Below are 26,300 nucleotides of genomic sequence, written 5' to 3'. Positions count from 1 at the left end.
CCCTTGCCATGAGCCTGATCGAACTCGCGACCCGCCGCCGCGTGACGGTGGCGATGGCCATGCTGACCCTGGTGCTCTTCGGCCTGATCGCGCTGAAGGACCTGAAGGTCAACCTGCTGCCGGACCTGAGCTACCCCACGCTCACCGTGCGCACCGAGTACACCGGCGCCGCGCCGAGCGAGGTGGAGGCGCTGATCACCGAGCCGATCGAGCAGGCGGTGGGCGTGGTGAAGGGCCTGCGCAAGCTGCGCTCGGTCTCGCGCACCGGGCAGAGTGACGTGGTGCTGGAGTTCGCCTGGGGCACCGACATGGACCAGGCCAGCCTCGAGACCCGCGACAAGATCGAGCTGCTGCGCCTGCCGCTGGAGGCCAAGGCCCCGGTGCTGCTGCGCTTCAACCCGAGTACCCAGCCGATCCTGCGGCTGGCCCTGGCCTCCTCGGGGGCGCAGGCCAGCGAGGCGGAGCTGATGGCCCTTCGGCGCTACGCCGAGGAGACGCTCAAGCGCCGGCTGGAGCCGGTGCCCGGCGTGGCGGCAGTCAAGGTGGGCGGCGGCCTCGAGGACGAGGTGCAGGTGCTGATCGACCAGGAGAAGCTCTCCCAGCTCAACCTCGACGTGAATGCGGTGATCCAGCGCCTCGCGCAGGAGAACGTGAACCTCTCCGGCGGCCGCATCGAGGAAGGGACGCAGCGCTACCTGGTGCGGACGGTGAACCAGTTCGCCACCGTGGCGCAGATGCGCGAGCTTCTGGTGGCCACTGTCAATGGCGTTCCGGTGCGCCTGGGCGACATCGCCACCGTGGAGCAGGGGCACAAGGAGCGCGAGGCGGTGATCCGCATCGGCTCGGCCGAAGCGGTGGAACTCGCCGTCTACAAGGAAGGCGACGCCAACACCGTGGCGGTGGCCGAGGCCGTGCGCAAGGCGCTGCGTGCCATGGAGCAGGATGCGGCCCCGAAGCCGCCGGGGAGCCGCCGGCCGGCATCGGGCCGGGCCGATGCCGACCCGAATGTCTACGTGATCGACGGCATCTCCCTGCGGATGGTGGAGGACCAGTCGGTATTCATCCGCGCTGCCCTGGCCGAGGTGCGCACCGAGGCGGTGCTGGGCGGCTTCTTCGCCATCCTCGTCATCTTCTTCTTCCTGCGCGATCCGTGGAGCACCTTCGTCATCGCGCTCTCGCTGCCGGTATCGATCATCGCCACCTTCTTCTTCATGGGGCAGCTCGGACTGTCGCTGAACGTGATGTCGCTGGCCGGGCTGGCGCTCGCCACCGGCATGGTGGTGGACGATTCCATCGTGGTGCTGGAGAACATCGCCAAGGCCCGTGAGCGCGGCCTGGGCCTGCTGGAGGCGGCCATCACCGGCACCCGCGAGGTCGGCATGCCGGTGGTCGCCACTACCCTCACCACGGTGGCGGTGTTCCTGCCGCTGGTGTTCGTGGAAGGGGTGGCCGGCCAGCTGTTCCGCGACCAGGCGCTCACCGTCTCGATCGCCCTGCTGATCTCGATGGTGGTGGCGCTCACCCTGATCCCGATGCTGAGCTCGCTCAAGGCCACGGCGCCGATGGGGTTTCCGCTGGAGCGCGAGCCCGGCGTGCTCGCCCTGCCACGCGACCGGGCGGCCTTCCTGGCCTACCTGCGTGCTCCCTTCGTCGCGGTGGCGGGCCGCCTGCCGCGCCCCTGGGGCGCGCTGCCGGGCGCGCTGGCCTTCCTGGCCGCGCTGCCCTGGCTGCTGCTGCGCTGGGGGCTCATCGCCCTCGGCACCGCGCTGGTACGCGCCGCCCTGCTGGCCTGGCGGGCCTTCCTGCAAGGCCTGCTGCCGCTGCTCGGCCGCCTCGGCGCCTGGCTGCTCCAGCCCTATGAGCGGCTGGCACGGCTCTATACCCAGCGCCTGCTGCCAGGCGCACTGCAGCGCCCCGGCCTGGTGCTGGGCTCGGCCGGGGCCGCCTTCGCCCTCTCGCTGCTGCTCGCCACCACGCTCGGCACCGACCTGATCCCGCAGCTGGCGCAGGACCGCTTCGAGATGACGGCGCGCCTGCCGCCCGGCACCCCGCTGCGCGACACCGACCGCCTGCTCTCCGTGGTGCAGGGGCGCTTCGAGGGCGATCCGCGCATCCAGGCCCTGTTCGGGGTCAGTGGCACCGGAACCCGGCTGGACGCCAATCCCACGGAGTCGGGCGAGAACATCGCGCGGATGTCGGTGGTGCTGGGCCGGGGGTACAGCCGGGCCACCGAGGAGGCGCTCACCGAGGAGATCCGGGCCTTCATGGCCCAGTATCCCGGTGTGGACGTGAAGTTCAGCCGCCCGGAGCTGGTGAGCCTGTCCACGCCGCTGGAGATCGAGGTGCGCGGCAGCGATCTTGCCGCGATCGAGGCCGCGGGGCGCCGGGTGGCCGCCATGCTCGAGGCCTCGCCGCATTTCGCCGACGTGAAGTCCAGCGTGGAGCAGGGCTTCCCCGAAGTACAGATCCGCTTCGACCAGGAGCGCGCCGCCGCCCTTGGCCTCACCACCCGGCAGATCGCCGACGAGGTGGTGCGCAAGGTGCGCGGCGAGGTGGCCACCCGCTACAGCTTCCGCGACCGCAAGATCGACGTGCTGGTGCGCTCGCGCGAGGCCGACCGCGCCTCGGTGGAGGCCATCCGTGACCTGATCGTGAACCCGCAGAGCGAGCGCCCGGTGCCGCTCTCGGCGGTGGCCGAGGTGGTGCAGACGGTGGGGCCGGGCGAGATCAACCGCGTCGACCAGACCCGGGCCGCCATCATCTCGGCCAACCTGCGCGGCATCGACCTCGGCACGGCGGTGGCCGAGGTGCAGCGGATGGTGGCCGAGCAGCCGCTGGGGGCCGACCTGCGGCTGGCCTTCGGCGGCCAGAGCGAGGAACTGGGACGTTCGATCCAGTCGCTGCTGTTCGCCTTCGGGCTGGCCATCTTCCTCGTCTACCTGGTGATGGCCTCGCAGTTCGAATCGCTGCTGCACCCCTTCGTCATCCTGTTCACCATCCCGCTCGCCATCGTCGGCGCCGTGCTGGCCCTGGTGCTGAGCGGCTCCACGCTCTCGGTGGTGGTGTTCATCGGTCTGATCCTGCTGGTCGGCATCGTGGTGAAGAACGCCATCGTGCTGATCGACAAGGTGAACCAGCTGAGGCTCTCCGGCCTCTCCAAGCGCGAGGCCCTGGTCGAGGGCGCCAGCACCCGCCTGCGGCCGATCATCATGACCACCCTCACCACCCTGTTCGGCTTCGCCCCGCTGGCCTTCTTCGGTGGCGAGGGGGCCGAGGTGAAGGCGCCGATGGCGATCACGGTGATCGGTGGCCTGCTCGTCTCCACCCTGCTCACCCTGGTGGTGATCCCGGTGGTCTACCTGCTGCTCGACCGCAGCACCGACGAGGCCTGGACCCGCGAGGGCGAGCGTCTGCGCGCCATCGCCGGCGCCGGCCGCGAGGCGGAGGCGGCGCCATGACCCTGGCCGAGCTCAGCCTGCGCCGGCCGGTCTCGGCCATCATGTTCTACGTCTCGCTGCTGGTGCTGGGGCTCATCGCCGCCTGGAAGCTGCCGCTCGAGCGCTTTCCGGCGGTGACCGCCCCCTTCCTCTACATCGACCTTCCCTATCCCGGCTCGACGCCGGAGGAAGTGGAGCGCACCGTGGTGCGCCCGGTGGAAGAGGCGCTCGCCACCCTGCCGGGCATCAAGAACCTGTATTCCCGCGCCGGACCGGATGGTGGTGGCGTGTTCATGGAGTTCAGCGACTGGAGCCGCAACACCAACATCGCCGCTTCCGAGGCCCGCGACCGGCTCGACGCGATCCGCAGTGAACTGCCCGACGACTTCCAGCGCTGGTTCGTGCTCAAGTTCTCCACCACCGACGAGCCGGTACTGCGCCTGCGCTTTTCCAGCGAGCGCGACCTGCGTGGCGAGTACCCGATGCTGGAGCGGGTGTTCAAGCGCCGGATCGAGCGCATCCCCGGGGTGGCCCGGGTGGACATCGTCGGCGTCGAGCCGCCGGAGGTGGAGATCGGCATCGACCCGGTCCGCCTCGGCGCCCACAACGTGGCGCTCAACGAACTGGCGGCGAAGCTGCAGGCCATCAACTTCTCGGTTTCGGCCGGCGAGATCGACGATGCCGGGAAGCGCATCCGGGTGCAGCCGGTGGGCGAGATCCGTGATCTCGACGAACTGCGCAACCTGGTGCTGAACCCGCAGGGGCTCAGGCTCTCCGACATCGCCTCGGTGGAACTGAAACCGCGCCGGACCACGGTGGGGCGACGGCTCGATGGCCGGCCCGCGGTGGGCATCGACATCCAGCGCGAGGCCGATGCCAACCTGGTGGAGATGGCCGCGGCGGTGCTGGCGGAGATGCGCGAGATCGAGAAGCTGCCGGAGCTGCACGGCATCCGGCTGTTCATCGCCGACAACCAGGCCGACAGCGTGAAGAGCTCGCTGCGCGAGCTGGTGAATGCCGGCATCGTCGGCTGCCTGCTCTCGGTACTGGTGCTGTTCTATTTCCTGCGCCACTGGCCGAGCACCCTGATGGTGGCGCTGGCCATCCCGATCTGCATCGTGATGACCCTGGGGGTGATGTACTTCCTCGGCATGACCCTCAACGTGCTGACCATGATGGGCCTGCTGCTCGGGCTTGGCATGCTGGTGGACAATGCCGTGGTGGTGGTGGAGAGCATCCACCAGTACCGCGAGAAATATCCCGGCGACCCCTACCGCTGCGCCATCGAAGGCACCCGCAGCGTGCAGCTGGCGATCAGTGCCGGCACGCTCACCAGCATCATCGTCTTCGTGCCGAACCTGTTCGGCGCAGTGAACCAGATCAGCATCTTCCTCGGCCAGGTGGCGCTCGCCATCACCATCGCCCTGCTGGCCTCCTGGCTGGTGGCGGTGAGCCTGATCCCGATGCTCTCGGCGCGCATCCAGAGCCCCGCCGATTTCGAACGCCGCCAGGGCTTCATCCACCGCCTGCAGGAGCGCTACGCGAAGGGGCTGCGCTGGTCGCTGCAGCACCGCGCCGCCTCGGTGGCAGGGATCGTGCTGATCGTGGCGGCCAGCCTGGTGCCGGTCGTCACCGGGATGATGAAGGTCGACATGTTCAAGAACGATCCGGGGCGCGAGCTCAGGATCTTCTTCAACTGGAACGGCGCCTATCGCCTGGAGCAGATGATGGAGGAGATGCTCAAGGTCGAGGCCATCTTCGACGCCGAGCGCGAGGCCCTGCAGATCGAGCAGATCTTCACCGTCTGGAGCGAGCAGGGCTGGGGCGGCATCACCCTCACCCTGCGTTCGGAGGGCCCCGGCCTGCTGCCGGTGGAGGAACTGGAGAAGCGGGTGCGCGAGAAGCTGCCGAAATCGGCGCTCGCCGAGATCGGGTTGCGCGGCAGTGGCCCCGGTGGCGGCGGTGCCGGCGGCGGGCAGGGCCAGGGCATCCGGGTGAGCCTGCGCGGCGATTCCAGCGAGGAGCTGCAGGCTCTGGCCGGCGAGATCGTGCCCCTGCTCGCACGGCGCCCGGAACTGCGCGACGTGCGCATCGACGAGGGCGACGAGAGCAGCGAGATCCGGGTGCGGGTGGACCGCGAGCGGGCCGCGGCTTATGGCTTCAGCACCCGCGAGGTGGCGCAGTACCTCGCCATCGCCCTGCGCGGCCTGCCGCTGCGCGAGTTCCGCCGCCCGGGGCAGGAGGTGCCGATGACGGTGCGCTTCGCCGGCAGCGAGCAGTTCCGCACCGAAGACCTGGCCTCGCTCTCGCTCACCCGCCGCGATGGCAGCCGGGTGCCGCTGATGTCGATGGTGGACGTGGAGGTGCTGCGGGGCAGCGGCCAGATCAACCGCGAGAACCGCCGCACCTCGCTCGGCATCGTGGCCAATCTCGCCGAGGGCAGGACCACCGAGGACGCACGCAAGGCGATGGAGGAGGTGCTCTCGCGGGTGACGTTCCCGCCGGGCTACGGCTATGGCTATGGCGGCGATTTCAGCCGCAACGAGGAAGCCGCGCAGCAGATGGCCTTCAATACCGTGGTGGCCATCGTGATGATCTTCATCGTGATGGCGGCGCTGTTCGAATCGCTGCTCTATCCGCTCGCCATCATGAGCAGCATCGTGTTCTCGGCCTTCGGCGTGTTCTGGTTTTTCGTGTTCACCGATACCACCTTCACCATCATGTCGGCCATTGGCATCCTGGTGCTGATGGGCGTGGTGGTGAACAACGGCATCGTGATGATCGAGCACATCAACAATCTGCGGCGCGCCGGCATGAACCGCCTCGATGCCCTGGTGGAGGGCAGCCGTGAGCGCCTGCGGCCGATCCTGATGACCATGGGTACCACCATCCTCGGCATGCTGCCGCTCACGCTCGCCGGGGCGCAGATCGGCGGCGATGGGCCGGCCTACTACCCGATGGCCCGCGCCATCGTCGGCGGCCTCCTCTTCTCCACCGTGGTGAGCCTGCTGTTCCTGCCCACCATCTACGCCCTCCTCGACGATCTGGGCAACTGGGCCGGCGCGGCCTTCCGCCGCGCTCAGGTGGCGACCGGCGTGCGGGTGTGACCCTCGCCCTCGACCACCCACTTCCGGGTGGTCAGGGCCTCGAGGCCCATCGGGCCGTAGGCGTGCAGCTTGGTGGTGGAGATGCCGATCTCGGCGCCGAGGCCGAGCTCGCCGCCGTCGTTGAAGCGGGTGGAGGCATTCACCATCACCGCCGAGGCATCGACCTCGCGGCGGAAGCGTGCGGCGAGCCCCGGGTCGCGGGTGGCGATGGCCTCGGTATGCAGCGAGCCGTGGCGGGCGATGTGGGCGAGTGCGGCATCGAAACTCTCCACCACGCGCACTGACAGCACGAGGTCGAGGTATTCGCGGTCCCAGTCCTCCGCGCTGGCGGGCTCGGCACCCGGCAACAGCGGCAGGGCGGCGGGACAGGCGCGCAGGCGCACGCCGCGGGCGGCGAGCGCGGCGGCGGCGCGGGACAGGAAGCTGGCGGCGATCGGGGCATCGACCAGCAGGGTCTCGAGTGCATTGCAGGCGGAAGGGCGGGCGCACTTGCCATCGATGAGCAGGCGCAGCGCGGCCTCGGGATCGGCGCTGCGTTCCACGAACAGGTGGCAGACGCCCTTGTAGTGGCGGATCACCGGCACCCGGCTCACCGCCGCCACCTGGCGGATCAGGCCCTCGCCGCCGCGCGGGATCACGAGGTCGAGGCAGTCGTCGTGACGCAGCAGTTCGGCCACCGCCTCGCGCCCCGGCACCGGCACGCCGCTCGCGGCCTCCGGCGGCAGCCCGAGGCCTTCCAGCGCGGCTTGCACGCAGGCGAGCAGGGCGGCATTGCTGTGCCGGGCCTCGGAACCGCCGCGCAGCACGCAGGCATTGCCGGCCTTGAGACAGAGCACGGCGGCATCCACGGTCACGTTCGGCCGCGACTCGTAGACCATGGCGATGGCGCCGAGCGGGGCGCGCAGGCGGCCGATCCGCAGGCCGTCGGGGCGGGTGCGTTCCCAGGCCACTTCGCCCAGCGGATCGGGCAGGGCATTCACCGCCCGCACGGCGGCGATCAGGGCCTCGAGCCGCACAGGGTCGAGGGCGAGGCGGTCGAGCATGGCGGCACCGAGGCCGGCGGCGCGGCCGGCCTCGAGGTCGCGGGCATTGGCGGCGAGGATGGCCTCGCGCCCGGCCTCGAGTTCGCGGGCCACGGCCTCCAGCAGGGCCTCGCGGGTGGCGGCATCGGTGGCGGCCATGCGCCGCGCGGCGGCACGCGCGGCCTCGGCGCAGCGGCGGATCAGCAGGGTCTCGTCGGGGCTCACAGCAGCACCAGGTCGTCGCGATGGATGGCGGTTTCGGGGCCCTCGTAGCCGAGCAGGGCGGGGAACTCGGTACTGGGGCGGCCGGCGATGCGCCTAAGATCGCTGGCATCGTACTGGGCGATGCCCTTGGCGAAGGGGCGTTCCTCGCCTTCCGCCAGCACCTCGACGGCATCGCCGGCGCGGAAGCTGCCCTGCACCTCGCGCACCCCGGCAGGCAGCAACGAGGCCCCGCGCTCGCGCAGTGCGCGCACGGCGCCGGCATCGATGCGCAGCCGGCCCTCGCAGCCGAGCGCGTGGTGCATCCAGTGGCGCTTGGCGCTCACCCGTGAGGCGGTGGCGGCGAACAGGGTGCCCGGGCATTCACCGCGGGCCAGCGCCTCCAGCGCCATGGGGCAGCTGCCGCGCGCCACCACCGTGGCGATGCCGCGGGCGGCGGCCTTGGCCGCGGCCTCCAGCTTGGTCCGCATGCCGCCGGTGCCCACCGCCGAGCCGGCCCCGCCCGCGAGGGCCATCACCGCCTCGTCGATGGCCTCGACGCGGGCGATGCGGCCTGCCCCGGGGTGGCGGCGCGGATCGGCCTCGTAGAGCGCATCGACATCGGAGAGGATCAGCAGCAGGTCGGCATCCACCAGCACTGCCACATGGGCGGCGAGGTTGTCGTTGTCGCCCACCCGGAGCTCGTCCACCGCCACCGAGTCGTTCTCGTTGACGATCGGCAGCACGCCGAGCCGCAGCAGCTCGCGCAGGGTGTTCTTGGCATTGACGAAGCGGCGGCGGTTGCGCAGGTCGTCGTAGGCCAGCAGCACCTGGGCGCTGGGGCCGTCGAAGAGCCGTGCCCAGGCCTCGAACATGCGCGGCTGGCCGAGGGCGGCCAGGGCCTGCTTGGCCGGGATGGCGCGGCCCTCGTGGCCGCCGAGCAGGGCGCGGCCGGCCGCCACGGCGCCGGAGGACACCAGCACCACCTCGCGCCCGCCCTCGCGCAGGCCGGCGATGAGGCGGGCGATGCCGAGCAGGTGGCGGGTGGACAGCCGCCCGCCCTCCGGGGCGATCAGGTTGCTGCCCACCTTCACCACCGCCCGGTTCCAGCGCGGCAGCGCCACGCGCTCTCCGGACGGGGCGTGGGAGGCGGCGGGCAGGGGCGGGGGCGTCGAGGCCACGGGACGGGCTTCCAGCAGGCGGGCGCCCGAGTTCACCCCAGTGCGCTGGAGCCGTCAAATCACCGCGGGTTCTTTGCCGGTGCTCAGAGCAGTTTCGCCAGCATGCCGGCGCCGGCCACCCACACCGCCAGCGCCGTGCCGAGCGAGGTAAGGAAGAAGTTGAGCAGGGTGCGGGCCACGCGGTTGCGCCACCAGCCGCCGAGCCGGCGCGTGTCCTCGCGCAGGGCGAGGAAATCGGCGTAGCCCGGGCTGCGCACCCAGGCCTCGACGAGGGCGCTCACCGTGCCCGAGCCGAGGGCCGGGTGCAGGGGCGTGAGCGGCGAGGCGGCCGCCGCGGCGAGGATGCTCAAGGGGTGCCCGCCCGCAGCGAGGCAGCCCAGCGCCCCGCCGGCGGCGGTGACCAGCACCCAGTGCAGCAGCACCGCGCCGCCGGTCTCGATCCCGCCCTGTTGCCAGCCCCAGGCAAAGCCGCCGAGCAGCAAGGCGGCGAGCAGCAGGGTGAACCAGGGGATGCGGCTGCCTTGCGGCAGAGCCTCGAGCGACGCGATCTCGGCCTCCGGTGTGCCTTCCCCGTGCTCCAGGGCCTGGGCGAGGCCAGCGAGATGCCCGGCCCCCACCACCGCCAGCACGCGGCTTCCGGCGGGCAGGGCGGCGGCACGCAGCTTGGCCGCCATGTAGCGGTCGCGTTCGGCGATCACGGATTCATAGAGCTCGGGGCTCGTGCCGGCGAACTCGGCGAAGCTGGCCTCCAGCACGTCGCCCTGCTTGAGCTTCTCGATCGCGGTGTCGTCCACCCTCTCGTCCACCACGAGGCCGGTGGCGATGCCCGCCCCGAGCATGGCCCGCTTCCAGAAGCCCAGCCGGGCCCAGGCGCGCCGGAAGGTGGTGCCGATGTCGCGGTCGACCAGCAGCAGGCGCAGGCCTCGGGCCGTGGCCCCCACGGCAGCGGCCTTGAGCTCGGCGCCGGGCTCGATGCCGAGCTGCTCGGAGAGCCGGCGCTGGTAGGCGGCGAGCGCGAGGTTGGCGGCCAGCAGTCCGGCCTTGCCAGATTTGATCGCCGCCACCAGGTCGATCGAGGCGAGGGCCTCGGGCGCCACGAGGGCGCGGTGCCGTGCCGGATCCAGCTCCACCGCCACCACGTCGAAGGCCCCGCTTTCCAGCGCGGCCTGCACCGCCTCCACGCTCTCCTTCGAGACATGCGCGGTGCCGAGCAGGGTGTAGTGCACGCCCTCGCGTTCCACGCGGGCGAGGGGTTGGCCGGCCAGCGCGGCCGGGAGGGAGTGCGCGTCCATGGCGGCCGGCGCTCAGTCGCGGAAGCGCTTCACGAGATCGCCGTAGGCGTCGATCCTGCGGTCGCGCAGGAAGGGCCAGATGCGGCGCACCGCCTCGCCGCGGGCGAGGTCGACCTCGCAGAACAGCACCTCGGCCGCATCGCGCGAGGCCTCGGCCAGCACCTCGCCTTGCGGGCCGAACACGGCGCTGGAGCCCCAGAACTGGATGCCCGGGCCGCCCGCGGGCGAGGCCTCGAAGCCGGTCCGGTTGCAGGTGAGCACCGGCAGGCCGTTCGCGACCGCGTGGCCGCGGTGCGAGAGGATCCAGGCCATGCGCTGACGCTCCTTCTCGGCCTCGGCATCGCGCGGGTCCCAACCGATCGCGGTCGGGTAGAGCAGCAGGTCGGCGCCGGCCAGGGCCATCAGCCGGGCGGCTTCCGGGTACCACTGGTCCCAGCAGACGAGCACACCAAGACGCCCCACCGAGGTATCGATCGGGGTGAAGCCAAGATCGCCCGGGGTGAAGTAGAACTTCTCGTTGAAGCCCGGGTCGTCGGGGATGTGCATCTTCCGGTACTTGCCGGCGAAGCGGCCGTCGGTGTCGAAGACCACCGCCGTGTTGTGGGCGAGGCCCGGCGCCCGGCGTTCGAACAGCGATCCGATCAGCACCACGCCGTGCCGCTTCGCGAGCGCGGACAGGCGCGCAGTGCTGGGGCCCGGGATGGGTTCGGCGCGGTCGAACTCGTCGACACTCTGGTGCTGGCAGAAATAGGGGCCGTTGTGCAGTTCCTGCAGCAGCACCAGCTTCGCGCCGCCGGCAGCCGCCTCCGCCACGCGCTGCTCGATGCAGGCGAGGTTGGCTTCGGCATCCCCCCGGTTCATTTCCTGGACGAGGGCGACTTTCAGCATCCGGTTCATGGGCTTGCTCGCGGGAGAGGAGGAGTGTCTTGCGGAATCAGGCCAGCAGTCCGGCGGGCAGCTGCATGGTGATGCAGTGCAGGCTGCCGTTCTGCCAGATCAGCGGGCGGCAGGGGACGGGCACGATGGCATGGTTCGGGAAGGCATTGCCCAGCATTACGGCCGCGGCGGCATCCGCCCTGTCGCCATAGGCCGGCATCAGCACCGCGCCATTGATGATCAGGAAGTTCGCGTAGGAGGCGGCGAGGCGGCGGCCTTCGTCGATGATCGGCCGTGCCCAGGGCAGCGGGTAGAGGCGATAGGGCCGGTTGTCGGTGGTGCGCAGGGCAGCGAGTTCCGCCGCCATGGCCTTGAGGCCGGCATAGTGCGAGTCGGCAGGATCGTCGCAGTCCTGGAACACGATGGCGTCGCGCGCGGCGAAGCGGGCGAGGGTGTCGATGTGGGCGTCGGTGTCGTCGCCATCGAGGGCGCCATGGTCGAGCCAGAGCACGCGCTGCTGCTGCAGGGCATTCTCCAGCTGCCAGGCGATCTCCTGGCGGGTGAGCCCCGGGTGGCGCTCGTGCAGGCACTGCCAGGTGGTGAGCAGGGTGCCCGCGCCATCGGTCTCGATGCCGCCGCCCTCGAGGGCGAAGTCGATGCGTTGGTGCTTCGCGCGCGTGAACAGGCCGGCTGCGACGAGCTGTGAAATGAGCGCGTCGTCCCGGGCCGCGCCGTACTTGCCGCCCCAGCCGGTGAAACGGAAATCGAGCAGGCGGAAGGCCTCGCCCTCGCGCAGCGTGATCGGACCGGAATCGCGCAGCCAGGTGTCGTCGTAGGCCGCGTGAACGAAGCGCAGGCGGGCGGGGTCGGCGCCCGCCGCGGCGAGCAGACCGCGCGCATGGGCCTCGAGTGCGGCGTCGGCCACGATGATGACGAGGCGCTGGAAGCGCGTGATGGCCACGCCGAGCGCCACGTAGGTCGATTCGACCTCCGCGAGGCGTTCGGCCCAGTCGGTGCCGGCATGTGGCCAGGCAATCAGGACGGCGTCCTGGGGTTCCCATTCGGCGGGAAAGCGGAGGCTCATCGGCATCACCAAGAAAAAGGCGCGGCGTCGGGCCGCGCCTCGCAGGACATCATCAGGCGATCAGCGGGCGCCGACGGGGGCCGGGCCGGTCTCGTTGGGGGAGGCGCGGTTCAGCACCGCGTTCACCACGCGGTCGCGCTCGAAGTAGACGGTGAACTGCGGGTAGACCCAGCGGTGGATCACCGGCCACTGCGGGCGCTGGCCGCCGCGCGGTTCCAGTTTCTGTGCCGGCGCGCCGAACCGGGCCTCGACCTGGGCCATGGTCATGCCCCGGGCCGGCAGGTTGGCAGCCTCGGCGGCGCGGGTGCGCTCGATCAGCAGACGGTCGGCATGGGCCGGGGCGGCGGCCCCGAGCAGCAGCAGGGTGGCGATGAGGGCGGTACGCATCATGGAATCGGTCTCCGTGGCCGAGGGGCGGGCCGATTGTGGCACTGCGGCGCGGCTTCGCCAAACCCCGGAAACGGCGACGCCGGCACGGGGCCGGCGTCGCAGGCGCAGGGCGGGGCGTAGCTCAGCGCTGACGGGCCTTGAAGCGCGGGTTCGACTTGCAGATCACGAAGACCTTGCCACGGCGACGCACGACCTTGCAGTCGCGGTGACGGGCCTTCGCGGACTTCAGGGACGAAAGGACTTTCATGCGGCACCTGTGGGCGAGAGGGAGGATTGCGGAAAGCACCCGAGTATGCGGCATCGGCGGCGGGATGTTCAAGGCGCGGGGCGGCGGGCGTTCAGGAAACCTGCGGGCTGTTCCCGGTTATCTGCAGCCGGCCGGCGTTTTCACACCCGGTAGAAATCCCGGTACCACTCGACGAAGCGCCTCACCCCCACCTCCACCGGCGTGCCGGGCGAGTAGCCGGTGTCGCGCATCAGGGCGGAGACATCGGCCTCGGTGTCGGGCACGTCGCCCGGCTGCAGCGGCAGCAGGCGCTTCTCGGCGCGGCGGCCGGTGGCCTCCTCGATCAGCTCGATGTAGCGCGAGAGCTTCACCGGGGTGTGGTTGCCGATGTTGTAGACGCGGTAGGGCGCGCTGCTGCTGGCCGGCGTGGGCTGCATCGGGTCGAAGGCGGGGTCCGGGCCGGGCACGCGGTCGAGCGTGCGCACCACGCCCTCGACGATGTCGTCGATGTAGGTGAAGTCGCGGCTGTGGTTGCCGTAGTTGAAGACGTCGATCGGCTCGCCGGCGAGGATCTTCCTCGTGAACAGGAACAGCGCCATGTCCGGGCGACCCCAGGGGCCGTAGACGGTGAAGAAGCGCAGGCCGGTGGTGGGCAGGCCGAAGAGGTGGCTGTAGGTGTGCGCCATCAGCTCGTTGGCCTTCTTGCTGGCGGCGTACAGGCTCACCGGGTGGTCCACACTGTCCTCCACCGCGAAGGGCAGCTTGCGGTTGCTGCCGTAGACCGAGCTCGAGGAGGCGTAGACGAGGTGCTCGACGCCCTTGTGCCGGCAGGCCTCGAGGATGTTGAGAAAACCGACGATGTTGGCATCGACGTAGGCGCGCGGGTTTTCCAGCGAGTAGCGCACCCCGGCCTGGGCCGCCAGGTTCACCACCCGCTGCGGCCTGAACGTGTCGAAGGCGGCTTCGAGCGCCGCGCGGTCCTCGAGCGCCGCCTTCACGAAGGAGAAGCCCGGGCGTGGTGTCAGGCGGTCGAGCCGCGCCTGTTTCAGGCGCACGTCGTAGTAGTCGTTGAGGTTGTCGTAGCCGAGCACCTCGTCGCCGCGGTCGAGCAGGCGGTGGGCCAGCGTCGAGCCGATGAAGCCGGCGGCGCCGGTGATGAGGATGCGCATCGGGAACTCCAGGGGGCCGCGTCATGCGACCGGGCGGGGGCGTTGGAGGGTCAGCCGGGACACGATACCCCGGCCGCAGGACATTTTGATGATTCCGTCACACTTTTTGACGGGTGGTTCACAGGCGATCGTCGACGGCCGCGCGGGGCAGGACGCATTTCACGTCGAACAGCACGCCCCCGGGGCGGGTCAGGGCACGGACCGCCTCCGCCCCCAGGGCCTGGAACTCGCGGTGGGCCACCGCCAGCACCACGGCATCGTAGCGGCCCGGTTCCGGTGTGCCGGCCAACAGCTCGAGCCCGTACTCGGCCCGGGCCTCGGCCGCGTCCACCCAGGGGTCCCAGACCTCCACGGCCATGCCGAAGCCCGAGAGTTCGTGGATCACGTCGATCACCCGGGTGTTGCGCAGGTCCGGGCAGTTCTCCTTGAAGGCGAGGCCCATCACCAGCACCCGCGCGCCGACGAGGTGCAGGCCGCGGCGGCTCATCAGCTTCACCACCCGGTGCGCCACATGGGCGCCCATGCCGTCGTTGATGCGCCGGCCGGCGAGGATCACCTCGGGGTGGTAGCCCACTTCCTGGGCCTTGTGGGTGAGGTAGTAGGGGTCGACGCCGATGCAGTGGCCGCCCACCAGCCCGGGACGGAAGGGCAGGAAGTTCCATTTGGTGCCGGCGGCCTGCAGGACTTCGTGGGTGTCGATGCCGAGGCGCGAGAACAGCTTGGCCAGCTCGTTCATCAGCGCGATGTTGAGGTCGCGCTGGGTGTTTTCGATCACCTTCGCGGCCTCGGCCACCCGGATGCTGGAGGCCTTGTGGGTGCCGGCGCGGATGATCCGGCGGTAGAGCGCGTCCACGGTTTCCGCCACTTCGGGGGTGGAGCCGGAGGTCACCTTCACGATGTCCGGCAGGCGGTGCTGCTTGTCGCCGGGGTTGATGCGCTCGGGGCTGTAGCCGCAGAAGAAATCGATGTTGTAGCGCAGGCCGGACTCGCGCTCGATCACCGGCACGCAGACCTCCTCGGTGGCCCCGGGGTACACGGTGGACTCGAAGACCACGATGTCGCCGCGCTTCAGGGTGCGGCCCACGGTGCGGCTGGCGCCGAGCAGGGGGCCGAAGTCCGGGCGGCGGGCCGCATCGATCGGGGTGGGGACGGTGACGATGTAGACGTTGCAGGCCTCGAGATCGGTCATCTCCGTCGAAAACCGCAGGTTCGTCGCCGAACGCAGCTCTTCCGGGTCGACCTCCAGGGTGTGGTCGACGCCCTCGCGCAGTGCCGCGATGCGCCGGGCATCGATGTCGAAGCCCAGGGTGGGCAGCTGCTTGCCGAACTCGACGGCGAGGGGGAGGCCGACATAGCCAAGGCCGATGATGCCAAGGCGCAGCGAGGCAATGTCCGATGCCGTCATTCGATCAGCCCGGCGGCATGGCGGGCATCCAGCCATTCCATGGCATCGCGCGGTTTCAGCGAGGCGGCCTTCTCGTAGGCCGCGGCGGCCGCGTCCTCGCCTTTCCCGCCCTGCAGCAGCAGGATGACGTTGCCCTTCTCCAGCCAGGCCACCGGTGCTTCCGGCATCCGCCCGAGTGCGGCCTCCAGCTGCTTTTCCGCCTCGCTGGCCTTCGCCCCGTAGGTCAGGCCGGCGATCATGGCCCCCACCTTCGACACGATCTCGGCGTGGTACACCGCCAGTGCCAGCCGTGCCTCGGCATGCCCGGGCTCGAGGGACAGCGTGCGGTCCAGGCATTCGCGCACCTTGCCCGCCAGCCCCTGCTTGAGCGCGGAAAGGATGCTGATGCCCTGGCTGTAGCGGCCAAGGCCGAAGGCCTTGCGGTAATGGCTGTTGGCTTCGTCGGGCAGGGCGGCGATGGCGGCGTCCGCCAGCGCGGCCACCTGCTCGAAGCGCGCCAGGCGTTCCTTGTCGTCGTCGACGAGATAGGCGGCATGGATGCCCATGGCCTTGGTCGCCAGCGAGGCGCCCACCGGCCCGAGGGCGACGCCGGCCTCGTAGGCGGCCTCGAACCTGCCTTCGTGGAAGGCGCGCCAGCCTTCCTGCAGGGCCGCGGCGAGAGCGTCGGCATCGAGTCCTTTCGGGGCGGCCTTGCCGGCGGCCTTCAGCAAGACCGCGGCGCGCTTCGCATCGGGGAAGGGCTCGGCATCGCCGGCGTGCAGCGCCTTCCAGTGCTTCTTCAGCGCCTCGCCGCCGAAATCGAACCTCGGTGCCTTCGCCGGCAGGGCCGCCCAGCCGCCTTTCTTCTTCGCCGCCATCGCCGCTCTCTCCTCCGGAACGATGCGCGAAGCCTGCGTCGAGATTGCGTTCGCGTCTAGTGTGAAAGCTCGGCGGGTGGATTCGAGACTCGCCCTGCTGCCAATCCCGGCGCGATGTCCCACGGTGTCCCCATGGCCACGAACCGCACCCGCACCTCCCCGGCGCGCCGCCGCGCTCCCGAAGCCGTCACGCCCCGCACCCTGTTCCTCGCCGGTCTCGGGGCGGCCATCGTCACCCGCCGCGAAGCCGGCCGTCTCGCGGCCCAGGCCGTCGCCCTGCCGCAGCGCCTGAAGGCCGGGGCCGAGGCCGCCGTCGCCACCGCCCAGAAGGAAGCCTGCAAGCTGCGCCGGGAGGCCGAGGGCCGCCTCGCCCCGGTGCGCCGCGAACTCGCCGCCATCGGCGATCGGGCCGGCAGGATCGCGGGGCAGGGCATCGACGCGCTGGGCCAGCGTCTCAACCCGCTGCTTGCCCGTGCCGGCCTGCCCACCTTCGCCCGGCCGGCGAAGCCGAAGGCCCCGCGCAAAGCGGCCAAGACGGGCCGGACCCGCCGCCCGGCGGCGAAGAAGGCGGCTCCTGCCCGCCGGCGTGCCGCGTAAGCCGGCACACGGCCGCCGCCGCAGTCCCGGCGGCGGTCAGTCGGCGTAGGCCTGGCTCAGCGTGTTGAGGTGGACACGCTCGGCGTCGCGCAGGAAGGGCGAGATCAGCATCATCACCTGGACGATGCCCTGGCGGATCGACCTGGCCTCGTCCTGGTCGCCGCGCGCCGCAGCGTAGTTCAGCCAGAAGGTGGCCAGCACCAGGAGGTTGGTGGCGAGAGCCTCCATCTCCGCCACCGAGGCGCGGAGGATGCCGGCCTGGGCAAGGCCGCGGATCACCGTCGTGGCATTCTCGGTGGCGCGCTTGAGGATCCGGGCGAAGCGCAGGCGCAGGCGCCGGTTGCGGCTCAGGATGTCCACGAGATCACGGTAGAGGAAGCGGTAGTCCCAGATGCACTCGAACACGAGGTGCATCTGCAGCCAGATGTCCTCGAGATCGGGCAGGCGCCCGTCCGGCACCGTCATCGCCGCGCCGATCCGCTCCTCGTAGCGGCCGAACAGCTGCTCGATGATGTCGTCCTTGTTGCGGAAGTGGTAGTACAGGTTGCCCGGGCTGATCTCCAGCTCGTCGGCGATGTGGTTGGTGGTCACGTTCGGCTCGCCCTGGGCGTTGAACATCGCCAGGGCACAGTCGAGGATCCGTTGCCGGGTCTGGGGAGCCATCCGCGGGAGCCCGCCGCCGTCAGGCGGTCAGCTTCTTCACGAGGTCGACGTACTTCTGCATCGCCTCCTCGCGGCTCATGCCCTTGAGCTTCTCCCAGGCCTCGTACTTGGCATTGCCGACGAAATCGAAGAAGCCGGGGCGGGCGCCATTGACGTCGCCCTCCGAGCCCTGCTTGTAGAGGGCGTACAGGCGCAGCAGGGTGTCGTTGTCGGGGCGCTCGGCCAGGGCCATCACGGCTTCCTTGGCCTGTTCGAACTGGGTCTTGAGGTCGGCCATCGCGGGCATCCTGGAAGAACGTCGCGCTCTGGATAGCATGTGCCTCCGGGGCGGTCAACGCGCGGATGCGATTGTCAGTGCCGTGGGCCTCTGGCACCGTAGCCACGAGGCCGCGCGGCTCGTGGCGAAGCGGCCGTCCAACGTCGATCTGGGGAGACTGCGACATGACCTACTTCGTGACCGGCGGCACCGGTTTCATCGGCCGATTCCTGGTCAGCAAGCTGCTGCAGCGCCGGGGCACCGTGCACGTGCTGGTGCGCAAGGGCTCGCAGAAGAAGTTCAACGAGACGGCGGCGCGCATGGGCTGGGACCCGAAGCGGGTGCTCCCGGTGGTCGGCGACCTTGCCAGGCCGAAGCTCGGCCTCACGGCCGCCCAGCTCAAGGCGCTTACCGGCAAGGTGAAGCACGTCTTCCACCTCGCCGCCATCTACGACCTCACCGCCGATGCCGAATCGCAGCGCATCGCCAATGTCGAGGGCACGAGGTACGCGATGGAGTTCGCCGGCGCGGTGAAGGCGCAGTGCTTCCACCACACCAGCTCGATTGCCGCGGCCGGCCTCTACCCCGGTGTATTCCGCGAGGACATGTTCGAGGAGGCAGAGGGGCTGAACGACCCCTATTTCCGCACCAAGCACGAGTCGGAAGGGCTGGTGCGCACGGGCTGCCCGGTGCCCTTCCGCATCTACCGCCCGGGCGTGGTCATCGGCCACAGCAAGACCGGCGAGATCGACAAGATCGACGGCCCCTACTATCTCTTCACCCTGATCAAGAAGATCCGCAAGACCCTGCCGCAGTGGATGCCCACCCTGGGCATCGAGGGCGGCAGGATCAACCTGGTGCCGGTGGACTTCGTGGTCGATGCCATGGACCACATCGCCCACAAGCGGGGGCTGGACGGCAAATGCTTCCACCTCGTCGACCCGGAGCCGATGCGCATCGGCGAGGTGATGAACCTGTTCGCCCGCGCCGCCCATGCCCCCGAGATGAGCATGCGCATCGACGCCAGGATGTTCGCCGTGGTGCCGGGCTACATCCGCAGCGCGATCAGGAACCTGCCGCCGGTGCAGCGCTTCACCCGCGCGGTGCTGCGCGACCTGCGGATCCCGGAGCAGGCGCTGGGCTACATCACCTATCCCACCCGCTTCGATACCCGCGAGGTGGAGCGCGCCCTGAAGGGCAGCGGCATTGCCGTGCCGAAACTCGAGGACTACGCCTGGCGCCTGTGGGACTACTGGGAACGCCATCTCGACCCCGACCTGTTCGTCGACCGCTCGCTGCGCGGCAAGGTCGAGGGCCGGGTGGTGCTCATCACCGGCGGTTCCTCGGGCATCGGGCTTGCCGCCGCGCACAAGATCGCCGAGGCCGGCGCCCGGGTGGTGATCTGCGCCCGCGGCGAGGAAGAGCTGTTCAAGGCCCGCGACGAGATCCGGGCCAAGGGCGGGCAGTGCTTCGCCTACACCGCCGACCTCACCGACTACGCCAGCTGCGACCAGCTCATCCAGACCATCCAGGCCGAGATCGGCCCGGTGGACATCCTCGTCAACAACGCCGGCCGTTCGATCCGCCGCTCGATCGAGCTCAGCTTCGACCGCTTCCACGACTTCGAGCGGACCATGCAGCTCAACTACTTCGGCAGCCTGCGCCTGATCATGAACGTGCTGCCGTCGATGATCGAGCGCCGCGGCGGGCACATCATCAACATCTCCTCGATCGGCGTGCTGGCGAACTCGCCGCGCTTCTCTGCCTACGTGGCCTCGAAGGCGGCGCTCGATGCCTTCAGCCGCTGTGCCCAGGGCGAGCTGTCGAACAAGAACATCGCTTTCACCACCATCAACATGCCGCTGGTGAAGACCCCGATGATCGCGCCGACCAAGGTATACGACTCGGTGCCGACGCTCTCGCCGGAGGAGGCTGCCGACCTCATCGTCCAGGCCATCATCGATCGGCCCAGCCGGGTAGCCACGCGGCTCGGCATCTTCGCCGCGGTGCTCAATGCCGTGGCGCCCAAGGCCTATGAGATCGTGATGAATACCGCCTACGAGCTGTTCCCGGACTCGGCGGCGGCCAAGGGCATCAAGGGCGTGCGCGAGGGCGAGAAGCCGACCAACGAACAGATTGCCTTCGCTGCACTGATGCGCGGCGTGCACTGGTAAGGCATTCGCGGCGAGTGCCGCCGTGCGGTCTTCAGCCGCAGCGGCGCCAGCGTACGTCCTGTCCGGCCTCGATCTGCAGCCGCACCTCGCGCAGCTCGGGGTAGCGCTCGGCGAGAGTGCAGGCGCGGGCCACCGCCTCCTCGGCATCGACGCGGGCCTTGAGTGTCAGCACCAGGGTGGTGTTGCTGGACCACACTGCGGTGCCGAACTCGGGCAGGGCGATCAGGGCCGTGGCCAGGGCAGCGCGGCGCGTTGCCGGGTCTTCGCTCCGGGCCGTTTTTTCCGGGGTCGCCACTCCGGCGCCGGCTTCCGCCAGCGCGGACGGCGCCGGGCGAGCGGTGGCCGGAAGCGGCGATGATGCGACCGGGGTTCCCTCCGGAGACGGGGCCGGAAGCTCGGAGAGCAGGCCGCCGCCGCCCACCACGATCGCCAGGCCGGCGACGGCCGCGCCCAGGGTGGCCAGTTGGCGCGGCCGGGTGACCTTGGTCTCGGCCTCGGCCTGGATGCCTTCGCGGGTGGGGCCGTCGAGCAACGGCTCCACCCGGCGCCAGACCTCGGCGCCGTCCAGGCAGCGCACCGGCAGGCGCGCGGCCTGGGCCAGGGTCTCGGGCTCGATGCTGCCCAGGGTGGCGAGCAGCACATCGTCGGCCTCGGTCTCCTGGCGCCGCCGCTCGACCTCGCGCAGGACGGCAGGGGCGAGGCTGTAGGCGGTGCCATGCTTGTAGACGAACAGGGTGCTGCCGCCTGCGCGGCGCAGCAGTTTCTCGCCAGTGGGAGCGCCGGCCGGGGCATCGGCCTCGGCGTGGTAGCCCTCGGCCTCGAGAGCGCGCAGGAGCAGGCCCATGCCATCGCGCCAGTGGCGGGCAGCCAGTACCTCGATGCCGATCTGTCCGACGAGGCGCCGCCGTTGCACGCGGTCGAACCACAGGCGGCTGGCGGCGATCAGGCCGGCGACGACGAGCAGGGCGAGGAGCAGGGGGAGGAAGACACTCATCCGGTCAAAACCACGTACGGCGGGGGGAGCGAAGGGTAGCCCAAAAGCCACGCGGCGCCCTATGGGCGCCGCGGCGGGAACCAGCCCGGCCCGAGGCCGCCGGGGAGGGCGGCAGCCGGAAGGCGCGGGTGGAAAACGGGATCAGCCCTGCGGGGCCTCGGGAGCGGCGACGCTGGCCAGCGCGGCCTTGCGGGCCCGGGCCGGAGCCTTGGGGGCCGCCGGCTTCGCCGCGCGCGGAGCGGGCTTGGCCTTCTTCACCGCGGCCTTCTTCGCCACGGCCTTGCCGGCCGGCTTCGCGGCCGGGGCGCTGCCGCGCTGCTTCACCGCGCGGGTCAGGGCATCGACGCGGGTGCTGAGCTCGGCGAGATCCTCGCGCGTGGGCACGCCAAGCCGGGTGAGGGCGCGCTGCACGCGCTCCTCGAACACCTTCTCGAGGCGGTCCCAGGTATCGACGGCCCGCTCACGCACCGAACCGACGCGCTCCTCGACGGCATCGCGCACGGCATCGACGCGGCCGGTGGCGAGCTTGCGGGTCACGGCCTCGAAGGAGGCGCCTTCCTTCACCAGGGCGTCGAACAGCTTGCTGCCCTCCTGCTGGGCGCGCTGGAATGCCCCGATGCCGGCCAGCCAGACCTGCTGGGCGGAATCGGCGAGGCTGCGGGAGAGCTGCTCGGCCTTGGCCTGCAGATCCGCGGGGGCGGCGGATTTCTTGGCGGTGCGGGTCGACTTCTTCAGCTTGGCCATGGGCCTCGGTCCTGTGCAGGGGGAGGGGGTACGGTGATGGCAGTCTCGGTACGGGGGCTAGAGCATTCACACCAGCCCCGGGCTAGCCGTCCAGGGCTCTCGCCGCCTTGCGCGGCCGTGGCCGGCGGCCGCCGCGCGGGCGGCTTTCTTCGCGCAGGCGCGCCTCCAGCTCGTCGAGCGAACGGGCGAGGCGCGCCGTGGTCTCGGTGCGGTGGCGGCGAGGTCCCACGCCATCGAGGATCGACGGATTGGGAGCACCGAGCACCTCGTCGCGCAGGCGCAGGCCGTGGCGGGCAAACAGCGGAGCCAGGGTTTCGCGGCGCTCGCGCAGATCCTTGAGGGTGGCGCGGAAGGCGTATTCGCAGACCCGCAGACGGTGGTCATAACTGAACACGCTGGTGAAGAACATCTCGCCGTCGTCCTCGTCGGGCTCCATCACCAGCTGGTCGGTGTGCGGGTACTGCCGGGCGTATTTCTCCAGCCCCACCTGCATCCGGCTCTGCAGCAGGGTGCGGAAGGTCTGCGAGAGCACCACCGGCAGGCCGCCCTGCTCGAGCCGGTCGAGCCCGGCCGGACGCTTACCGCCGCGGCTGGCATTGAAGGGCACGAACGGGTTCACGCCGAGTAGCAGGTCGATGCCCTTGTCCAGCGCGACGGAGGCATGCATGGTGCGACGCAGCGCGCCGTCCACGAAATGGTGGCCGCGGATGCACACCGGCGGATAGAGGCCGGGTAGGGCGGCGCTGGCCTGTACGGCACGGGAGATCGGCACGTCCTCCCAGTGCGGACCGCCGAAGCGCACGGCCTTGCCGCTGTCGAGATCCACCGCCACCACATACAGGGCGGCGGCGAGCTCGCGGAAATCGTTGCTGCGTCCGCCCGAGGTGAACAGCCGGCGCAGGAACAGCTCGACCTCGTCATTGTCGAACAGGCCGTTCGGCACCACGCCGCCGAGCCGCGTCAGCAGTTCGCCGAGCGAGGCTCGCGCCGGGTCGGCCACGGCCTCGCGCGCCCAGCGCAGCAGCAGCCGTGGCGCGTTCGCGGCCCGCCGCAGGTATTCGCCGAAGGCCGGCTTGAGGAACATCTCGGGGCGGAACTGCACCTCGGCATCGCCGGTGAGGAAGATGCGGCACATCTCCTCGGTGCTGAGGCGGTTGGCCAGCCCTGCGGCGAGGAAGGCCCCGGAACTCACGCCCACATAGACCTCGAGGCGGGTGAGGTCGAGGCCTTCGATGGCACGGTCGAGGGCGCGCAGCGCGCCGAGCTCGTACATGCCCCCGGTAGGGCCGCCGCCGGCGATGGCAAGGCCGATCCGGCCTTGGCTTGGCGTGCGGGGAGCGGCGGGCTGGACGACGAGCATGGGCACTGCCTTGTCGGGAGAGCGCCCGGATTCTAGCCCCAAGCCCGGGCGGCGGTTCATGATGGCCCCGGTATTCCCTCCGATACGACCATGGCCGACGACAGCTCCCGGCGCCCGCTTCTCAAGGCTGCCATCGCCCGGCGGCTGCGCTGGCGCGCCGAGGTGTTCGCGCCCGACGATCCGAGGAACCGCTCGCCGGCCCTGTCGGTGCTCCGCGCCTGGCAGGCCGCCCGGCTCGAGCGCAGCTTCACCGACGTCCTGGCCGACCCGGCAATGGCGCCGGCCGGACGCTTCTTCCTGTCCGACCTCTACGGCGATCGCGACTACAGCGCCCGCGACCGTGACGTGGACCGGATCATGCCGGTGATGGTGCACCTGCTGCCGGAAAGCTTGCTGGCGGCGGCCCGGGATGCGATCGAATTGCATGCCTTGAGCCATGCCTTCGACCTGAGGCTGGTGGATGCGATGCGCCGGCGCCGTTATCAGCGGCTCGACGTGCGGCGCTATGCCGAGATCTACCGCGATGCCGGCTTCCCGCGGCTGCGCCGGCGGCAGATCCGCCTGGTGGTGGCGGTGGGCCAGAGCCTCGATGCCGCAGTGCGGCGCCACGGGGTGTACCGGCTGCTGCGGGCTGCCCGCCTGCCGGCGAAGGCGGCCGGGCTCTCCGAACTGCAGTCCTTCCTCGAGCGCGGCTTCCAGGCCTTCGACGCCCTGGGCGGGGCCGGGCCCTTCCTCGCCCGTGTCGAGCGCGGCGAGAGCGAAGTCAGCCGGCGCCTGTTCGCCGGCCATCCGGAGCCCTTCGGCGCGGGCTTCGGCGAGCCCTGAGGCCAGGGCCTCGGCCTCGCCTTCAGGACTCGAACTGCTCGACGAAGGTGCGCTCGATCTCGCGCTCGATCGCCGGCCGCAGGGCGAACAGCAGGAAGCCGAGCCGCACCAGCACGTGCACTTCCTTCGCCGTTACCGTGATCTCGCCTTCCACCCCGCTGCGCGAGAAGGCGAGGGTGTTGCCGCGCCAGCCATAGTCGAGGTCGAAGCGCCCGGCGATGTGTTCGGCGATGCGCTCCACCCGCGCCTTGGCGTCCTTGAGCGGGAGGGCATGCCTGCGGCGGAAATCGATGTCGGCCATCCGCCGATTCTGCGCCAGCCGGCGGCCGGCGGCCAGCGCGCCGGGGCTTGTGCTACCTTTCGGCCGGCAGGAGGCCCCATGCGACTGACGTTCCCCAACGGCGAGCACGCCGCGATCAACATCGAGCAGGGTCAGGTGGGTGTCGGCAGCGCGGCCGGCGGCGGCACGTCGGTCATCATTCCCGGACTCTCGCCGCTGCATGCGGTCTTCGCCGCCGGGCGTCGTGGCCAGTGGCTCACGGTGCCGCAGGAGGCCCCGGTGGTGGTGAATGCCCGCCCGGTGAAACGCATCGCCCACCTGCGCCCGGGCGACCTCGTCTGCCTCTCCGGCGTGCAGGTGCGCATCGAATCCGACCAGCCGCCCCCCGAGGCCGCCGAGAACGGCCAGGGCCGGCGCAGCGGCGGCGACTGGGCCAGTGCCGCGCCCCGAGCCGTGCTGCGCGGCATGGCCGGAATCTGGTTCGGCCGCAGCCTGCCGCTGCAGGGGCCGCGGGTGCTGGGCAGCGGCAGCGGCTGCGATCCGCGGGTCGAGGGGGAGGGCGTGCTGGAGCGCCACGCCCTGATCGACCTCGAGGACGGCCGGCTGGTCATCCGCGCGGTCGCTCCGGGAGCCAGCCTGCGGGTGAATGGCCATGCCGTGCGCTCCGCCGTGCTTGCCGCCGGCGACCAGATCGAGATCGGCACCGTCCGCTTCGTGCTCGAAGTGCCGGTTCTCAACCGGGCGCCGCAGACCGCCGCCGCCCGCGCCCGCGAAGCCAAGACCGTGGCCTCGATGCAGGCCATCCGGGTGCCGGTGCAGGGCAGCACGCCCGCGCCGGCGAAACGCCGCGACCCCACCGGCATCTACCTTCTGATCGCCGCCGCCGCCGCGCTCGCCGCGGCGCTCACCGCCTTCTTCGTCTACGCGCCGAAAGGCTGAGCCTCCGGCCGGCCACGGTGGAGGCCGGGCCATGCCCAACGGGCATTTCGAGATTCGGCTCTAGGCATCTTGCCTACTGTCGGCACGATGCCGGCGCGTGCTAGCGTCGGCGCTTCGTCCATGGGAGGTGGAAAGATGTCGCGGGGATTCAACTTCAGTGCCGGTCCGGCGGTGCTTCCGGAGCCGGTGCTGCGCCGGGCGCAGGCCGAGCTGCTCGAATGGGGCGGCGAGCGTGCCTCGGTGATGGAGGTCTCGCACCGCGGCAAGGCCTTCATCGCCCTTGCGGAGAAGGCCGAGGCCGACCTCCGCGCCCTGATGGGCATCCCCGGAGACTACGCCGTGCTCTTCCTCCAGGGCGGCGCGACCACCCACTTCGCCCTGCTGCCGATGAACCTCGCCAGCCCCGGGCAGCGCGCCGACTACCTCGTCACCGGCGCCTGGAGCAAGAAGGCCGCCAGCGAGGGCAAGGCGCACTGCGCGGTGAACGTCGTCGCCGACACCGCCGCCAGCCAGTACACCACGCTGCCGGCCGCCGGCAGCTACACCATCGATCCCGGAGCCGCCTTCGTCCACCTCGCGGCCAATGAAACCATCCACGGCGTCGAGTTCCCCGAGGCCATCGACACCGGCGGCGTACCGCTGGTGGCGGACTTCAGTTCCTCGATCCTCTCGCGCCCGATCGACGTGACGAAGTATGGCGTCATCTATGCGGGCGCGCAGAAGAACATCGGGCCCTCCGGGCTCGTGGTGATGGTGATCCGCAAGGACCTGCTGGAGCGCCCCGGCCAGCCGCGGGCCAAGATCCTCAGCTACAAGGAGCATGCGGCCCAGGGCTCGATGCTCAATACGCCCCCCACCTTTGCCTGGTACCTCGCCGGCCTGGTCTTCGAGTGGATGCGCGAGCAGGGCGGGGTGGCCGAGTTCGCCGCCCGCAACCGCCGCAAGGCCGAGGCCCTGTACGCGGCCATCGACGGCAGCGGGGGCTTCTACCGCAACCCGGTGACGAAGGAAGCGCGCTCGCTGATGAACGTACCCTTCATGCTGCACGATCCAGCCCTCGATGCCGCCTTCCTCAGGGAATCGGAGGCTGCCGGCCTGCTGGCGCTGAAAGGCCACCGCGATCTCGGCGGCATGCGCGCCTCGCTCTACAACGCCCTGCCGTACGAAGCGGTGGCGGCCCTGGTCGATTTCATGGGCGATTTCGCCCGCCGCCACGGGTGA

General features: G+C 70.7%; 23 protein-coding genes. 7 read left to right on the top strand and 16 right to left on the bottom strand.

Annotated elements, in window-relative coordinates:
* Positions 1–8 precede the first annotated feature (8 nt).
* A complete protein-coding gene (locus tag G408_RS12500) occupies positions 9–3,458 on the top strand; it encodes an efflux RND transporter permease subunit (protein ID WP_037411706.1) in 3,450 nt (1,149 codons plus the stop codon).
* Positions 3,455–6,544 (top strand): efflux RND transporter permease subunit, encoded by a 3,090-nt coding sequence (locus tag G408_RS0101160; protein WP_028769597.1) that lies wholly within the window; start codon positions 3,455–3,457, stop codon positions 6,542–6,544. Before G408_RS12500 ends, G408_RS0101160 begins: the two co-directional genes overlap by 4 nt.
* Here G408_RS0101160 and G408_RS0101155 read toward each other — a convergent pair.
* The 10 genes from G408_RS0101155 to G408_RS0101110 form a co-directional block, all read right to left on the bottom strand.
* Positions 6,517–7,791 carry a glutamate-5-semialdehyde dehydrogenase gene (locus tag G408_RS0101155; protein WP_051282474.1) on the bottom strand — a complete coding sequence of 425 codons (1,275 nt, stop codon included), beginning with the start codon at positions 7,789–7,791 and terminating at the stop codon, positions 6,517–6,519. The genes G408_RS0101160 and G408_RS0101155 overlap by 28 nt on opposite strands.
* Positions 7,788–8,891 (bottom strand): glutamate 5-kinase, encoded by a 1,104-nt coding sequence (proB, locus tag G408_RS0101150; protein ID WP_245584237.1) that lies wholly within the window; start codon positions 8,889–8,891, stop codon positions 7,788–7,790. The genes G408_RS0101155 and proB overlap by 4 nt, the downstream gene beginning before the upstream one ends.
* 140 nt (positions 8,892–9,031) lie before the next feature.
* A complete protein-coding gene (locus G408_RS0101145) occupies positions 9,032–10,240 on the bottom strand; it encodes a TraB/GumN family protein (RefSeq protein ID WP_028769594.1) in 1,209 nt (402 codons plus the stop codon).
* 12 nt (positions 10,241–10,252) lie between these two features.
* Positions 10,253–11,137: a carbon-nitrogen hydrolase gene (locus tag G408_RS0101140; RefSeq protein ID WP_028769593.1), complete on the bottom strand. Its 885-nt coding sequence runs from the start codon at positions 11,135–11,137 to the stop codon at positions 10,253–10,255.
* Between the two features lie 37 nt (positions 11,138–11,174).
* Positions 11,175–12,206, bottom strand: a complete 1,032-nt coding sequence (locus G408_RS0101135; RefSeq protein ID WP_028769592.1) for an agmatine deiminase family protein — start codon at positions 12,204–12,206, stop codon at positions 11,175–11,177.
* A 54-nt stretch (positions 12,207–12,260) separates the two neighbouring features.
* On the bottom strand, positions 12,261–12,590 hold the full coding sequence (locus tag G408_RS0101130; protein ID WP_037411704.1) for a hypothetical protein: 330 nt from the start codon (positions 12,588–12,590) through the stop codon (positions 12,261–12,263).
* Between the two features lie 121 nt (positions 12,591–12,711).
* A complete protein-coding gene (ykgO, locus tag G408_RS0101125) occupies positions 12,712–12,837 on the bottom strand; it encodes a type B 50S ribosomal protein L36 (RefSeq protein WP_010342887.1) in 126 nt (41 codons plus the stop codon).
* A 140-nt stretch (positions 12,838–12,977) separates the two neighbouring features.
* The gene (locus G408_RS0101120; RefSeq protein ID WP_028769590.1) at positions 12,978–13,985 is read right to left on the bottom strand and encodes an NAD-dependent epimerase; all 1,008 of its coding nucleotides are present in this window, start codon (positions 13,983–13,985) and stop codon (positions 12,978–12,980) included.
* 118 nt (positions 13,986–14,103) lie between these two features.
* On the bottom strand, positions 14,104–15,390 hold the full coding sequence (locus tag G408_RS0101115; protein ID WP_028769589.1) for a nucleotide sugar dehydrogenase: 1,287 nt from the start codon (positions 15,388–15,390) through the stop codon (positions 14,104–14,106).
* The gene (locus G408_RS0101110; RefSeq protein ID WP_028769588.1) at positions 15,387–16,247 is read right to left on the bottom strand and encodes a hypothetical protein; all 861 of its coding nucleotides are present in this window, start codon (positions 16,245–16,247) and stop codon (positions 15,387–15,389) included. The genes G408_RS0101115 and G408_RS0101110 overlap by 4 nt, the downstream gene beginning before the upstream one ends.
* 132 nt (positions 16,248–16,379) lie before the next feature.
* Here G408_RS0101110 and G408_RS0101105 point away from each other — a divergent pair, with 132 nt between their 5' ends.
* Positions 16,380–16,844 carry a hypothetical protein gene (locus tag G408_RS0101105; protein WP_028769587.1) on the top strand — a complete coding sequence of 155 codons (465 nt, stop codon included), beginning with the start codon at positions 16,380–16,382 and terminating at the stop codon, positions 16,842–16,844.
* Between the two features lie 36 nt (positions 16,845–16,880).
* On the opposite strand, the gene G408_RS0101100 is transcribed toward G408_RS0101105, so the two are convergent.
* Both G408_RS0101100 and G408_RS0101095 read right to left on the bottom strand, forming a co-directional pair.
* Entirely contained in the window at positions 16,881–17,507 is a 627-nt protein-coding gene (locus G408_RS0101100; protein WP_028769586.1) for a TetR/AcrR family transcriptional regulator, read from the bottom strand.
* 19 nt (positions 17,508–17,526) lie between these two features.
* Complete coding sequence (locus G408_RS0101095) at positions 17,527–17,784, bottom strand: acyl-CoA-binding protein (protein ID WP_028769585.1); 258 nt, start codon at positions 17,782–17,784, stop codon at positions 17,527–17,529.
* Positions 17,785–17,948: 164 nt separating this feature from the next.
* Between G408_RS0101095 and G408_RS0101090 the strand changes: the two genes are divergently transcribed.
* Positions 17,949–19,937, top strand: coding sequence for an SDR family oxidoreductase (locus G408_RS0101090; protein WP_028769584.1), 1,989 nt, complete (start codon positions 17,949–17,951; stop codon positions 19,935–19,937).
* A 31-nt stretch (positions 19,938–19,968) separates the two neighbouring features.
* Here the strand turns inward: G408_RS0101090 and G408_RS0101085 are convergent, their stop codons facing one another.
* The 3 genes from G408_RS0101085 to G408_RS0101075 all read right to left on the bottom strand — a co-directional run bounded on the left by G408_RS0101085 (position 19,969) and on the right by G408_RS0101075 (position 23,035).
* Entirely contained in the window at positions 19,969–20,931 is a 963-nt protein-coding gene (locus G408_RS0101085) for a hypothetical protein (RefSeq protein WP_028769583.1), read from the bottom strand.
* 141 nt (positions 20,932–21,072) lie between these two features.
* A complete protein-coding gene (locus G408_RS0101080; RefSeq protein ID WP_028769582.1) occupies positions 21,073–21,675 on the bottom strand; it encodes a phasin family protein in 603 nt (200 codons plus the stop codon).
* A gap of 82 nt (positions 21,676–21,757) precedes the next feature.
* A complete protein-coding gene (locus G408_RS0101075) occupies positions 21,758–23,035 on the bottom strand; it encodes a patatin-like phospholipase family protein (protein WP_051282473.1) in 1,278 nt (425 codons plus the stop codon).
* 90 nt (positions 23,036–23,125) lie between these two features.
* On the opposite strand from G408_RS0101075, the gene G408_RS0101070 reads away from it, so the two are divergent.
* Positions 23,126–23,860 (top strand): DUF8198 family protein, encoded by a 735-nt coding sequence (locus G408_RS0101070; RefSeq protein WP_051282472.1) that lies wholly within the window; start codon positions 23,126–23,128, stop codon positions 23,858–23,860.
* 22 nt (positions 23,861–23,882) lie between these two features.
* On the opposite strand, the gene G408_RS0101065 is transcribed toward G408_RS0101070, so the two are convergent.
* Positions 23,883–24,161, bottom strand: coding sequence for a polyhydroxyalkanoic acid system family protein (locus G408_RS0101065; protein ID WP_028769579.1), 279 nt, complete (start codon positions 24,159–24,161; stop codon positions 23,883–23,885).
* 78 nt (positions 24,162–24,239) lie between these two features.
* Here G408_RS0101065 and G408_RS14640 point away from each other — a divergent pair, with 78 nt between their 5' ends.
* Together G408_RS14640 and serC are read left to right on the top strand one after the other, a co-directional pair.
* Positions 24,240–25,079 (top strand): FHA domain-containing protein, encoded by an 840-nt coding sequence (locus G408_RS14640; RefSeq protein ID WP_051282471.1) that lies wholly within the window; start codon positions 24,240–24,242, stop codon positions 25,077–25,079.
* A 135-nt stretch (positions 25,080–25,214) separates the two neighbouring features.
* Positions 25,215–26,300: a 3-phosphoserine/phosphohydroxythreonine transaminase gene (gene serC, locus G408_RS0101055; RefSeq protein ID WP_028769578.1), complete on the top strand. Its 1,086-nt coding sequence runs from the start codon at positions 25,215–25,217 to the stop codon at positions 26,298–26,300.

This window comes from Silanimonas lenta DSM 16282 (assembly GCF_000429065.1).
GTDB classification, from domain to species: domain Bacteria; phylum Pseudomonadota; class Gammaproteobacteria; order Xanthomonadales; family Xanthomonadaceae; genus Silanimonas; species Silanimonas lenta.
Note: the sequence above shows the minus strand (reverse complement) of the source record. Positions and strands in the feature narration are given on the sequence as shown.